We start from the raw sequence: 12,430 nt of genomic DNA on the forward strand, positions 1-12,430 counted from the left end.
CGTCAGTTCCTCCCGAGCCAGGCGACGGCGCGGAGGTCGAGCCAGCCGCCGCGCCAGAGGGCGTACGGGCTGCGGGCGGCCGCCAGCGGCGCGCGCCGGTCGACGGCCCACTCCATCACCAGCTCTTCGTCCGGCGAGAGCCAGCCGAAGCGGGATTCGTAATCCCCGGCGCGCCGGCCGGCGGCAGCGAGGTCGCAGCCGGGCGCCGGGAGCCAGTTCGCGGTAAGCGGCCACCGGTTCATGCCCATTCCCTCCACTCGCGCACCCGGAGGTAAGACGGGAGGTCGGTGTGGTAGATGGCCGGGTAGAGGCGATCACGGCTGATGCCCCGTCCGGCGGCCTGGCCGACCCACGCCTCGTGCGAGGCCGGGAAGCGGCGGCAGGCGCCGCAGGCAGCGCAGCGGCCTTCGAGCCACGGCGTGCCGTTCGGCTCGTCGATGCGCCAGCGGTGGACGTGGCGGTCACGCTGCCGGGCCGTCATCGCCGTCCCCCTGTTCGAAGCGGTAGACCTCGGCGACGAGGGTGATGACGTCGGCCTCCGGGTTGCGCCGGAACCATTCGCGCACCTTCGCCGCCGGGCCGAGGCGGTTCGGGCCGAGCTCGGCGTCGAGGTAGGCGACGAGCTGCTGTTTGGTGAGGCCGTTGGCGCGGAGGGCGTGGCCGAGCGCCTCCCACTGGCCGCGGTCGAGCTGGACGGGCGGTTCGCCGGCGCCGGCTGCGGGCAGCGGGTGCGGTTCGAGCAGCTCGCCGGTCTCCCGGTCGACGCGGGCTGGCCGGGCGCCGGGGACGTCGCCGGCTTCGGTCTCGTCCATCCAGCCGAGGCCGGCGAGGGAGAGGGTGGCGCGGCGCTTCGCCTTCGTCTCGGCCTTCATGAGGGCGTTGGCGAGCGGTTCGCCTTTGAGGCCGGCGATGCTGACAGCGCCGACGGCTTCGTCGCTGCGGCCGGTGCGGTCGACGGCGCGGGCGGTGACGACGTAGAGGCCGGCCTCGGCGAGCATTTCGCGGCTGGTGATTTCAACGGAGATGCCGCGGTTCGCCCGAAGCTGGTCGGTGGCGGTGCGGGTGGCGTAGAGGACGAGGCGGCCGTTGAGGTGGAGGTAGTCCAACGGCTTGGTGAGCGGGTTGAGGCCGAGCGAGTCGCAGACGCGGCGGTAGTAGTCGAGCCGCTGGGCGGGCGTGAGCCGGGCGAGGTCGCCGCCGACGATGACCTGTTCGAGGAGGGCGCCGGCGTCGGCGGCGGCGGGCTGGGGCTGGGCCGGCGCGGCGGGCTGGGGCTGGGCCGGCGCGGCGGGCGCGTCGGCGAGAGCGGGCTGGATGGTGGCGGTGTCGGCGGTCATCGTGCCTCCTTCAGCTGCAGGTGTTCGAGCCCGCGCGGGGTGAGCCGGAGCGAGCGGAAGGTGCGGTCGTCCCAGTCGAGGTAGCCTTCGTCGCGCAGTTCGTGGAGCCAGTAGTAGGCGGTGCTCGAACCGCGGAAGCCGGCGCGCTCGGCGAGTTCGCGGACGGTGGGCGGGATGCCGCGTTCGCGCCAGAGGCTGGCGGCGGCCCAGCGGCCCGGCGGTAGCGGGGCGTGCTAGACTGCGCGCCGTGACCGAGTCGGTTCAGCGGCGGGAGCCGCGGTGCGGCGGGCGGACGCGCGGCGGACTGGAAGCGACGGTGCGGCCAGCGGGGCCGGCCGGGGCGGCGGCAGCGTCCGGCTGGAGGTGGTGGGCGGAAGGCGGCGCCGGGCCGTGCGAACCGCGAGGATTGCTTCGGCTTCGCGAGGAGAGGGCAGCGACCGGGGGCCCGCCGCCAGTCGTCCCGGGCAGCGGGCGAGCCAGGGGGCGAGCGTCCCGGGGGAGGGAGTCTCGATGACGACGACGACCAGCTCCGCCATAGATCAGAACACCTGTTCTAGCGAGGTGAGGCCATGGTAGCGGACCGGTTTGGCGAGCCGGGAGGGGTGTGCGGCATGACGTCAGGGGTTGGCGCGGTGTGGGCCCCGGCATCGGGAAAGCGACAGCGGCTGACGCGTCTTGATGGTAAAGATCGGGGGAAGTTCTCACGAGCTGAACGGAGGTGGCGATGACGCAGTTCTCTGTCGAATCATTGCCGGGGGAGGCGCCAGAAACGAAGCGGGGCCGCCGACGCGGGGGTAACGCTGCCAGCGCCGCGAAAGGCGGCGCCGTGCTTGGCTACGAGGCCGAGCTGTGGAAGATGGCGGATGCACTCCGCGGCAGCATGGACGCGGCCGAATACAAGCACGTCGTCCTCGGCCTGATCTTCCTCAAGTACATCTCGGATGCCTTCGAGGAGCAGCACGCGAGGCTTGAATCGGAGCGTGACGAAGGCGCAGACCCGGAGGACCCGGACGAGTACCGCGCCCGCAACGTCTTCTGGGTGCCGCCGGAAGCCCGCTGGGACTACCTGAAGCACCAGGCAAAGCAGCCGACCATCGGCCAGCTCATCGACGACGCGATGGCCGGCATCGAGCGCGACAACCCGGCGCTCAAGGGCGTCCTGCCCAAGGACTACGCCCGCCCCGCGCTCGATAAGCAGCGCCTCGGCCAGCTGGTCGACCTCATCTCAAACATCCGCGTCGGCGATGCGCAGGCGCGCGACCACGACGTCCTTGGGCGCGTCTACGAGTACTTCCTCGGCCAGTTTGCGAGCGCCGAGGGCAAGAAGGGCGGCGAGTTCTACACCCCGCGCTGCATCGTCCGGCTGCTCGTGGAGATGCTCGAGCCCTACCGCGGCCGCGTGTACGACCCCTGCTGCGGGTCGGGGGGCATGTTCGTCCAGTCGTTCGAATTCATCCGCGCCCATGCATCGGGCAACGGCAACGGCGGCAGGGCGAAGGCCGATATCTCCATCTACGGCCAGGAGCTGAACTACACGACCTGGCGGCTCGCCAAGATGAACCTCGCCATCCGCGGCATCGATGGCCAGCTCGCGCAGGGCGATACCTTCCACAACGACCGGTTCCCCGATCTGAAGGCGGACTACATCCTCGCCAATCCCCCGTTCAACGTCTCCGACTGGGGCGGCGAACGGCTGCGCGACGATAAGCGCTGGGTCTACGGCGTGCCCCCAACCGGCAACGCGAACTTCGCGTGGGTGCAGCACATGATTTACCACCTGGCGCCCACGGGGGTCGCGGGATTCGTGCTCGCCAACGGCTCGATGTCCTCCAGCCAGTCCGGCGAGGGCGAAATCCGGAAGAACATCATCGAGGCGGACCTGGTGGACTGCATGGTGGCGCTGCCGGGCCAGCTCTTCTACTCGACACAGATCCCCGCGTGCCTCTGGTTCCTGGCGCGGGACAAGAGCGGTCGTCCGCCAGCCGGCCGGGGCCAGCCCCTGCGCGACCGCCGCGGCGAGGTGCTCTTCATCGACGCGCGCAAGCTGGGCCGCATGGTGGACCGCACCCACCGCGAGCTGACCGACGAGGACATCGCCCGTATTGCGAACACCTACCACGCCTGGCGGGGTGAGCAGGAAGCGGGCGCCTACGAGGACGTCCCGGGCTTCTGCAAGAGCGCCACGCTCGACGAGATCCGTGCGCACGGGTACGTGCTCACGCCCGGCCGCTACGTCGGCGCCGAGGCGAGAGACGACGACGGCGAGCCGTTCGCGGAGAAGATGCAGCGGCTCGTGGCGCAGCTCCGCGAGCAGCAAGCCGAGGCGGCGAAGCTCGATGCCGCGATCGCGAGGAACCTGGAGGAGCTGGGCTATGGGGGGTGAGGTGCCAGACGGCTGGCAGGTGTGGAGCCTCTACGACGTCGCGGACTACATCAATGGAAGGGCAACGAGGCCGTCCGAGGTACAGCGCTATGGGGTTCCAGTCATCAAGATCGCCGAACTGAACGGTGGCATATCACCAAGCACTGACCGTATACCAGTGCATGCCGTCGCGGAAAGGCACTGGGTCCGCGACGGTGACTTGCTCTTCGCGTGGTCTGGCTCTGTGGGGATCTTCAGGTATCGAGGACCAGCGGCTGCACTAAATCAGCACATATTCCGCGTGGTCGCTCGACCGGGCATCGACCAGAGATTTCTGCGCTATCTGCTCGAAGGACAGATGCCCACGTTCCTAGGATTTGCAGAAAACAAGAAGACGACGATGGGCCATGTGACGATTCGGGACCTCAAAGCGACCCACACAGCTGTCCCTCCCCTTTCCGAACAGCGCGCCATTGCGCACATCCTCGGCACGTTGGATGACAAGATCGAGCTGAACCGGCGGATGAGCGAGACGCTGGAGGCGATGGCGCGGGCGCTCTTCCAGGCGTGGTTCGTGGATTTCGAGCCGGTGCGGGCCAAGATGGAAGGGCGCTGGCGGCGCGGGGAATCGCTCCCGGGCCTGCCGGCCCACCTCTACGACCTCTTCCCGGAGCGGCTGGTGGATTCGGAGCTGGGCGAGATTCCCGAGGGGTGGGAGGTGGGGACGCTGGGGCGTTTTTTCGAAGTTGGTCTCGGAGGTGCGTGGGGAGATGATGCGGCGACGACTCGCGCCAGCATCGCGGTACGTTGCCTGCGCGGTATCGACTGTCACGACTTGGCAGAGGGACGCATTCCTCAAGTCCCCGTGCGTTGGGTCTCGCCAAAGCAGGCTGCAGATCGCGAGTTGTTGGATGGAACCATCTTGATCGAGGGTTCAGGATCGTTCTGCGGCAGAAGCATGATCTGGAGGCAGGACTATTCGGCGCTGATCGGCAAGCCCGTCATTTACAGCAATTTCTGCAAGCGGCTCAATCCAGTGTGCAGCGGGAGTCAGGCGGTGATCTGCTGGATGCAGTTGCGGCAGGCGTACCGAGATGGGCTGCTTCAGTCGTTCCGCACGGGTACCGCCTTTCCGAATTTCGATGTCCATAGTGCGCTTGCCAGCTTCATCGTGACCGTGCCGCCAGATTCGATCGCCGCTGAGTTCGCAAAAATGTTCGGCCTCAGCCAACGCCTCGATCTCATGGCACAGTCCCGCACTCTTGCCGCGCTACGTGACGCGCTGCTGCCCAAGCTGATCTCCGGTGAGCTGCGGGTGAAAGATGCGGAGCGGTTCCTCGAACGGGCAGGCCTCACGTGAGCGAGGCACCTGTTCCGCCGCGCCACGACGTTGCCATCCGGGCTGAGACGGCGCGGGTGGCTGGTGGTGCCGAGCCTCCCGCGGTGAAGATGTCGACGCCCTTCTGGCTGTACTGGCTGGACATCGCACTTGCCCATATGCAGGAGGCACTGCGCTGCCGTGGGGACGCCGCGCGCGTGCAGGCGGCCGGCGGACAGTATGGAGAGGCATTAATTGGAGAAACCCGTGCGTCGATGGTCGCTGCAGTCGCGAGCGCCGCATGTATCGAGTCGTTTGCGAAAACAGTCGCAATTCGCGCGGGGGGTGATTCGGCGTTTCGGGGCAAGGCTGCCAGGGCCGTTCTCGATGTACTCACCACGGCGTTCGCGATCGAGCGAGCCGTCCTGGAAAAGCGTCTGAGGCAACTCTTCGATGACCGGAACAGTGCGATACATAGCGGTGAAACCAGCAGCGCATCAGCCCCGCACCCGCTGGGGGTGGAGACCGGACGGGCCAACGCCTACTTCACCGTCGAGCGCGCCGCTGGGGCGATCGGCCTTGCCGCCGACCTGTTGGAGGAATGCGTCGCCCGCGCGGTCGGCGGCGATGAGCCCTCCCCAGCGGCCGGATTAATGCGGGCACGCGCTTCCGATGTCGATGTCCGGGTCGCGCAGATTCGGGAGTGTGTGCTGCAAATTCAGGGCCGCGCGGGAGTCACCGGCGGTGCAGACTCGCAATGAATGGTGCCGCCCGTGAAGGACGGCACCGTTACTCCTTCCACAGCATGGTGGATGAGCTACACGGACTATCGCTAAGGTGTAACGTTATGAGCAAGTGTTTGGTTAAGAGAGCGCCTCCGGGGTCCCGGCGCGGGTGGGGTGGAATGTCGGCGTGAGCTCCCGATTCACCGAAGCCGACGTCGAGGAGACCGCGCTGGCCTGGCTGAAAGCCAGCGGCTGGCAGATTGCGCGCGGCCCGGACTTCGCGCCGGGCAGGCCGGCGGCAGAGCGTGCCAGCTACGGCGACGCGGTGCTGGAGCAGCGGCTGCGCGGCGCGCTCGAACGGCTCAACCCCGACCTGCCCGCTGAGGCGCTGGAAGATGCGTTTCGCAAACTCACGCGGCCCGAAGGCGCCGACCTGCTGCAACGGAACCGGGCCTTCCACGGCATGCTGGTCAACGGGGTGCCTGTGGAGTACCGCACGCGCGAGGGCGAAATCCGCGGCGCACAGGCGCGGGTGATCGACTTCGACGACCCCCGCAGCAACGACTGGCTGGCCCTGAACCAGTTCACGGTCGTGGAGAACAGGCACGAGCGGCGGCCGGACGTGGTGCTCTTCGTGAATGGGCTGCCGCTCGTGGTGATCGAGCTGAAAAACGCCATCGACGAGGAGGCGACCATTTGGACGGCCTGGCAGCAGCTCCAGACGTACCAGGCCGACATCCCCTCGCTGTTTGCGTTCAACGAGGTGCTGGTCATCTCTGATGGCCTCGCGGCGCGGGTCGGCGCACTCGGCGCCGGGCGCGAGTGGTTCAAGCCCTGGCGCACGATTGCGGGCGAGCAGCTGGCGGACGCCCACCTGCCCGAGCTGGAGGTCGTGATCACGGGGGTGTTCGCGCCGCGGCGTTTCCTTGACCTGGTGCGCGACTTCATCGTCTTCGACGACGATGGCAGCGGCCGCCTCAGCAAGAAAATGGCGGGCTACCACCAGTTCCACGCGGTCCGCGTCGCGGTTGAAGAGACGTTGCGGGCGGCAGCGTTGCAGCGGGCCGGCGAGGCCGCGGAGACGAGGGGCGGGTACGACGCAGGGAGGCAGGCCGGGGGCAGGCCGGGCGACCGGCGGATCGGCGTGGTCTGGCACACGCAGGGCTCAGGCAAGAGCCTGACGATGGCCTTTTACGCTGGCCGCATCATCCGCGAGCCGGCGATGGGGAACCCGACCGTGGTCGTCCTCACCGACCGCAACGACCTCGACGACCAGCTCTTCGGCACGTTCGCGCGGTGCCAGGACCTTTTGCGCCAGCCGCCGGTGCAGGCGCAAAGCCGCGAGGACCTGCGCCAGCGGCTCTCTGTACAGGCCGGCGGCGTGGTGTTCACCACCATCCAGAAGTTTCTCCCCGGGGCGAAGGGCGACCGCCACCCGGTGCTTTCCGACCGGCGAAACATCGTGGTGATCGCGGATGAGGCGCACCGCAGCCAGTACGATTTCATCGACGGCTTCGCGCGGCACATGCGCGACGCGCTGCCGAACGCCTCCTTCATCGGCTTTACCGGGACGCCAATCGAGAAGACGGACGCGAACACGCGCGCGGTGTTTGGCGACTACATCAGCATCTACGACATCCGGCGGGCGGTGGAGGACGGCGCCACCGTGCCCATCTACTACGAAAGCAGGCTCGCCAAGCTCGATTTGCCGCCGGAGCTGAAGCCGCAGATCGACGAGGAGTTCGAGGACGTCACCGAAGGCGAGGAAGTCGAGAAGAAGGAGAAGCTGAAGACGAAGTGGGCGCAGCTCGAGGCCATCGTCGGCGCGGAGCAGCGGGTTCGGATGATTGCGGAGGACATCGTCCGGCACTTCGAATCGCGGCTGGAGGCGCTCGAAGGTAAGGCGATGGTCGTCTGCATGAGCCGCCGTATCTGTGTCGAGCTGTACCAGGAGATCGTCAAGCTGCGCCCGGGTTGGCACGACGAAGACGACACCCGCGGCGAAATCAAGATCGTCATGACGGGCTCGGCCTCGGACCCCCCGGAGTGGCAGCCGCATATTCGCACCAAGCCGCGGCGCGAGGCGCTGGCGCATCGATTCCGCGACCCAAACGACCCCTTCAAGCTCGTCATCGTCCGCGATATGTGGCTCACGGGGTTCGATGCGCCGCCGCTGCACACGATGTACCTCGACAAGCCGATGCGCGGTCATAGCCTGATGCAGGCGATTGCGCGGGTGAACCGCGTCTTTCGCGACAAGCCGGGCGGGCTGGTGGTGGACTACCTGGGCCTCGCCCACGAGCTCAAGGCCGCGCTCGCCACCTACACCGAGAGCGGCGGCACCGGCGAGGCGGCTCAAGCCCAGGAAGAAGCCGTGAACGTGATGCTTGAGAAGTACGAGGTCTGCCGCGGCCTGTTCCACGGGTTCGACTGGTCCCCGTGGACTTCCGGGACACCACCAGAGCGGCTCTCGCTTTTGTCTGCTGCTCGGGAGCACATCCTGGCTCAAGAGAACGGCAAAGATCGCTTGACGCGGGCGGTCCGGGAGCTGTCGCAGGCCTTCGCCCTGGCGGTGCCGCACGAAAAAGCGCTGGCTATCCGCGATGACGTGGCGTTCTTCCAGGCCGTGCAGGCTGGTTTCCTGAAGCGAGCACCTGGTGATGCGCGGCCGGAGGAGGAGATCGAGCATGCCGTGCGGCAGATCATCTCGCGGGCGGTAGCGCCGGAGGGCGTGATAGATATCTTCGCTGCCGCGGGTCTTACCAAACCCGACATCTCGGTCCTCTCGGAGGAGTTCCTGGCCGAGGTCCGCGGCATGCCCCATAAAAACCTCGCTGTCGAGCTGCTGCAGAAACTGCTTAAGGGAGAAATCAACTCCCGCCGCCGTAAGAATGTCGTCCAGGCTCGTTCCTTCGCCGAGATGCTGGAGGCGACGGTCCGCCGCTATCACAACCGTACCATCGAAACGGCGCAGGTCATCGAAGAGCTGATCGCGTTGGCGAAAGAGATGCGCGAAGCCGACGCACGCGGCGAGGCGCTGGGGCTGACCGAAGAGGAGCTCGCGTTCTACGACGCGCTAGAAACGAACGACAGTGCCGTGAAGGTCCTGGGCGACGAAACCCTGCGTGCCATCGCGCGTGAACTCGTTGCCACTGTCCGCAACAACGTCACCATCGACTGGACCCTGCGCGAGAACGTGCGGGCAAACTTGCGCGTGCTCGTCAAGCGCATCCTGCGCAAACACGGGTATCCGCCCGACAAGCAGGAAAAGGCGACGCAAACGGTGCTGGAGCAAGCCGCCCTCCTGTCCGAAGCGTGGGCGGCGGCATCCTAACCCCCGCGACACCAGCTGGCGCCTCCGCCGCGGCATCATAAAGCCTCAGCCATTCCTCCCGGCGGAGGCGCACCATGCGCGGCAGCATCCAGAAGCGCGGCAACCTCACCTGGCGCATCTCCATCGAGCTCGACCGCGACCCGATGACGGGGCGCCGGCGGCGCCGCTCCGAGACGTTCCACGGCACGAAGCGCGACGCGGAGGCGCGGCTCGCCCAGCTCATCCATGAGCACGAAACCGGCCTCGCCGTCGACCCGAGCCGCATCACCGTCGCTGAGTGGCTGCGGCAGTGGCTCGCCCAGCGCGCACCACAGCTCCGGCCGACGACGCTCGAGCGCTACCGGGCCAGCGTCGAGAGCCGGCTTATCCCGGCGTTCGGGCGCCTCCAGCTCCAGCAGCTCCGGCCCGCCCACGTCCAGGCCGCCTACGGCCGCTGGCTCGCCGAAGGCCTCGCGCCGGCCACCGTTGCCAGCCACCACCGCATCCTCGGCCGCGCCCTCAACGACGCCGTCCGCCTCCAGCTCGTCGGACGCGCCGTCACACAAGCCGTCGAGGTGCCGTCCATCCAGCCGCATCAGCTGCGGCTCGAGCAGGACACTCTCGCCCGCGTTCTCGAGGCCGTGAGCGGCGAGCCGCAGCCGTGGCGCGCCGCCGGGCTCCTCATCGTCCACACCGGCATGCGCCGCGGCGAACTCTGCGGCCTCCAGTGGCCCGACCTCGACCTCGACCGCGGCACCGCCGCCATCCGGCGCACCCGCACCACCACCTACCGGGGCATGGTCGTCGAAGGGCCGACGAAGACCCGCGCCGGCGAGCGCGTGATTCCCGTCGCCCCGCCGGCCGTCGAAGCCCTGCGCGAATGGCGCCGGGCGCAGCTGGAGGAGCGGCTCGCCGCGGGCGCCGGCTGGCAGGGCGGCGATTGGGTGTTCACCATCGGCGGGCAGCCGGCAAGGCCAGATTCCGTCACCCACTGGTGGACGCGAACGGCGCGTCGGGCGGGCGTCGGCCTGCGGCTGCACGACCTTCGCCACCTGGCGGCGACGCTGATGGCCCAGCACGCCGCGCCGCCTACCGCATCATCGCCGGCAAAGGTGCGACCTACTACGGCGTCGCCGGCGCTGTCGCCCGCCTCCTCCGCGCCATCCGCGACGACGAGCACGCTGTCCTCACCGTTTCCGCCGTCGGTCGGCCCGGGACCAGCTATGGCGACGTCGCCCTTTCGCTGCCCCGCGTCGTCGGCGCCGGCGGCATCGAAGCCGAACTCCTGCCGCCGCTCGTCGATGACGAAGCCGACGCCCTCGCGCGGAGCGCCGGCATCCTCCGCGACGCCCTTCGCTCGCTCCCTCGCCCCTGACGGGCTCTGGCAGACGCCCCGCACGAAAAAACGCCGCCCGGGCGGGCGGCGTCATGCTGTTCGAACGGTTGGAGCGGATGGCGGGAATCGAACCCGCGTCTCAACCTTGGGAAGGTCGCGTTCTGCCATTGAACCACACCCGCCCGCGTCCTCCTGTAGAGTAGCACCCCGCTACGTTAGTTTCGAGGTGCCCCTGCATGCCCATCCCCAAAGAACTCTCCCTGACCCCGGAACAGCTCGATGAGCTCATGCTCTCGACCTGGAACATGCGCATCGCCACCATCGGGCCCGGCACCCGCATCAACCTCACGCCGCTCTGGTTCGGCTGGGCCGGCGGCAAGATCTACACCTTCTGCCGCGGCCAGAAGGTCGAAAACCTCCGCCGCAACCCTACCTGCACCATCCTCGTCGACCGCAACGAGCGCTTCCCCGAGCTCCAGGGCGCGATGTTCCAGGGCACGGCCCGCGTCCTCGAAGACGCTGCCGCCGAGGCCGCCGACCCCCACCTCGAAGAGGTTCGCTGGCAGATGGGCCGCAAGTACGCCGGCGGCCACGGCGAACCCGCCGAGCCCCGCCGCAACGAATCCACGGCCCGCGGTCGCAACTGGCGCTGGGTCGTCTTTACCCCCGAAAAGGTCGTGACCTGGGACAACTTCAAACTCGCCGCCCTCCGCCGGGAGCGCCAAACGGGGACTTGACAGCCACATATACTGGGAATCTACCGGCAAGGAGGTTCCCATGTACGGATTCGTCAGCAGCGTCCTCGCCGAGAAGGGCCGCCACGTTTACACCATCGAGCGGTCCGCTACCGTCGCCGAGGCGGTCCGCCAAATGAACGAGAAGGGCATCGGCGCCCTCCTCGTCGTCGATGGCGATCGGCCGGTCGGCATCTTCACCGAGCGCGATGTCCTCCGCCGCGTCGTCGATGCCGACCGCGACCCGGCGCTCACCCGCGTCGCGGAGGTCATGACCCGCGAGCCCGTCACCATCTCGCCGGATTGGCACGTCGAGGAGGCCATGGCGCTCATGACGGCACGCCGCTTCCGCCATCTGCCCGTGCTCGAAGACGGCCGTCTCGTCGGCATGATCTCCATCGGCGACCTCATGCGCTGGGTCACCATGCACCAGCAAGACCACATCCGTCAGATGACCGACTACATCACCGGGCGCCTCAGCTGACAGCCCCGGGGCACGCCGCGGTCAGCGGCCTTTGAACACCGGCTCCCGCCGCTCGACGAAACTGAGCGCGCCTTCCCGGTGGTCCTCCGTCGTGAACAGGTAAGCGAGCGCGTTCCCGATGTACTCGCCCATCTCGGCCATCGTCGCGTGCCGCGATCGCCGCAGCCCTTCCTTCATGTAGCGCATCGCGATCGGCGGATTCGCCGCGATCTTCGTCGCCAGCGCCATCGCCGCCGGCAGCAGCTCCTCGTGCGGCACCACCTTCGAAACGAGCCCGATCTCCAGCGCCTCCTGTGCGCTGATGACGTCGCCGGTGAACAGCAGCTCCGCCGCCTTCGAGGGCCCGACCACTTGCGGCAGCCGCCACAGCCCGCCGAGGTCGGCCACCAGCCCGCGCTTGATGAACAGCTCGCCGAACTTCGCCTGCTCGGAGGCGATGCGGATGTCGCAGAACAGCGCCAGGTCCATCCCCCAGCCGACCGCCGGGCCGTTGACGGCCGCGATGACCGGCTTGTCGCACTCGAGCACGGCCGCGGCGGCAGGCGTCGGGCGCGGTTTCACCTCCCGCAGCCGCGTCACCGTCTCGTCGCGCTGTTCGCCCAGCATGATCTGCTTCACGTCGTCACCCGAACAGAACGCCCGGCCGGCGCCGGTGAGCACGATGCACCACGCCTCCGGGTCGCGGTGGAGGTCGCGGAACGCCTGCTCCAGCTCGGCGTACATCTGCCGGTTGAGGGCATTCATCACCTCCGGCCGGTTCAGCGTGACGACGGCGACGCGCCCGTCCCGGTCGATGCGGATGTGCTCCATGGCCTGCCTCC

The 12,430-nt window shown here is 68.3% G+C and carries 12 protein-coding genes, 1 tRNA gene and 1 pseudogene; 8 read left to right on the plus strand and 6 right to left on the minus strand.

Annotation, left to right across the window (positions count from 1 at the left end; genetic code table 11):
• Nucleotides 1-2: 2 nt before the first annotated feature.
• The 4 genes from O0235_RS11490 to O0235_RS16120 are packed head-to-tail and all read right to left on the minus strand — an operon-like array spanning nucleotide 3 to nucleotide 1,513.
• Nucleotides 3-242 (minus strand): hypothetical protein, encoded by a 240-nt coding sequence (locus O0235_RS11490; RefSeq protein WP_270055922.1) that lies wholly within the window; start codon nucleotides 240-242, stop codon nucleotides 3-5.
• Nucleotides 239-481, minus strand: coding sequence for a hypothetical protein (locus O0235_RS11495; protein WP_270055923.1), 243 nt, complete (start codon nucleotides 479-481; stop codon nucleotides 239-241). Before O0235_RS11495 ends, O0235_RS11490 begins: the two co-directional genes overlap by 4 nt.
• Nucleotides 462-1,337: a hypothetical protein gene (locus O0235_RS11500; RefSeq protein ID WP_270055924.1), complete on the minus strand. Its 876-nt coding sequence runs from the start codon at nucleotides 1,335-1,337 to the stop codon at nucleotides 462-464. Before O0235_RS11500 ends, O0235_RS11495 begins: the two co-directional genes overlap by 20 nt.
• Nucleotides 1,334-1,513: a LexA family protein gene (locus tag O0235_RS16120; protein ID WP_373324448.1), complete on the minus strand. Its 180-nt coding sequence runs from the start codon at nucleotides 1,511-1,513 to the stop codon at nucleotides 1,334-1,336. Before O0235_RS16120 ends, O0235_RS11500 begins: the two co-directional genes overlap by 4 nt.
• Nucleotides 1,514-2,061: 548 nt before the next feature.
• On the opposite strand from O0235_RS16120, the gene O0235_RS11505 reads away from it, so the two are divergent.
• From O0235_RS11505 to O0235_RS11530, 6 genes and pseudogenes are all read left to right on the plus strand, one after another.
• A complete protein-coding gene (locus tag O0235_RS11505) occupies nucleotides 2,062-3,720 on the plus strand; it encodes a class I SAM-dependent DNA methyltransferase (RefSeq protein ID WP_373324320.1) in 1,659 nt (552 codons plus the stop codon).
• The gene (locus O0235_RS11510; RefSeq protein ID WP_270055926.1) at nucleotides 3,710-5,059 is read left to right on the plus strand and encodes a restriction endonuclease subunit S; all 1,350 of its coding nucleotides are present in this window, start codon (nucleotides 3,710-3,712) and stop codon (nucleotides 5,057-5,059) included. Before O0235_RS11505 ends, O0235_RS11510 begins: the two co-directional genes overlap by 11 nt.
• 83 nt (nucleotides 5,060-5,142) lie before the next feature.
• The gene (locus tag O0235_RS11515; RefSeq protein ID WP_270055927.1) at nucleotides 5,143-5,778 is read left to right on the plus strand and encodes a hypothetical protein; all 636 of its coding nucleotides are present in this window, start codon (nucleotides 5,143-5,145) and stop codon (nucleotides 5,776-5,778) included.
• 151 nt (nucleotides 5,779-5,929) lie between these two features.
• Nucleotides 5,930-9,076, plus strand: coding sequence for a type I restriction endonuclease subunit R (locus tag O0235_RS11520; RefSeq protein ID WP_270055928.1), 3,147 nt, complete (start codon nucleotides 5,930-5,932; stop codon nucleotides 9,074-9,076).
• 143 nt (nucleotides 9,077-9,219) lie between these two features.
• Nucleotides 9,220-10,086: pseudogene (locus O0235_RS16125) on the plus strand (site-specific integrase); the annotation flags it as partial.
• Nucleotides 10,050-10,430 (plus strand): Rossmann-fold NAD(P)-binding domain-containing protein, encoded by a 381-nt coding sequence (locus tag O0235_RS11530; protein ID WP_270055930.1) that lies wholly within the window; start codon nucleotides 10,050-10,052, stop codon nucleotides 10,428-10,430. The pseudogene O0235_RS16125 and the gene O0235_RS11530, both read left to right, overlap by 37 nt.
• 69 nt (nucleotides 10,431-10,499) lie before the next feature.
• On the opposite strand, the gene O0235_RS11535 is transcribed toward O0235_RS11530, so the two are convergent.
• Nucleotides 10,500-10,573: transfer RNA gene (locus O0235_RS11535), tRNA-Gly, on the minus strand.
• 54 nt (nucleotides 10,574-10,627) lie between these two features.
• On the opposite strand from O0235_RS11535, the gene O0235_RS11540 reads away from it, so the two are divergent.
• Together O0235_RS11540 and O0235_RS11545 are read left to right on the plus strand one after the other, a co-directional pair.
• Entirely contained in the window at nucleotides 10,628-11,128 is a 501-nt protein-coding gene (locus O0235_RS11540; protein WP_270055931.1) for a pyridoxamine 5'-phosphate oxidase family protein, read from the plus strand.
• A gap of 40 nt (nucleotides 11,129-11,168) precedes the next feature.
• Nucleotides 11,169-11,609 (plus strand): CBS domain-containing protein, encoded by a 441-nt coding sequence (locus O0235_RS11545; RefSeq protein ID WP_270055932.1) that lies wholly within the window; start codon nucleotides 11,169-11,171, stop codon nucleotides 11,607-11,609.
• Between the two features lie 21 nt (nucleotides 11,610-11,630).
• Here O0235_RS11545 and O0235_RS11550 read toward each other — a convergent pair whose 3' ends face one another.
• Nucleotides 11,631-12,419: an enoyl-CoA hydratase/isomerase family protein gene (locus O0235_RS11550; RefSeq protein WP_270055933.1), complete on the minus strand. Its 789-nt coding sequence runs from the start codon at nucleotides 12,417-12,419 to the stop codon at nucleotides 11,631-11,633.
• Between the last annotated feature and the right edge of the window lie 11 nt (nucleotides 12,420-12,430).

Source organism: Tepidiforma flava, assembly GCF_027594505.1.
GTDB classification, from domain to species: domain Bacteria; phylum Chloroflexota; class Dehalococcoidia; order Tepidiformales; family Tepidiformaceae; genus Tepidiforma; species Tepidiforma flava.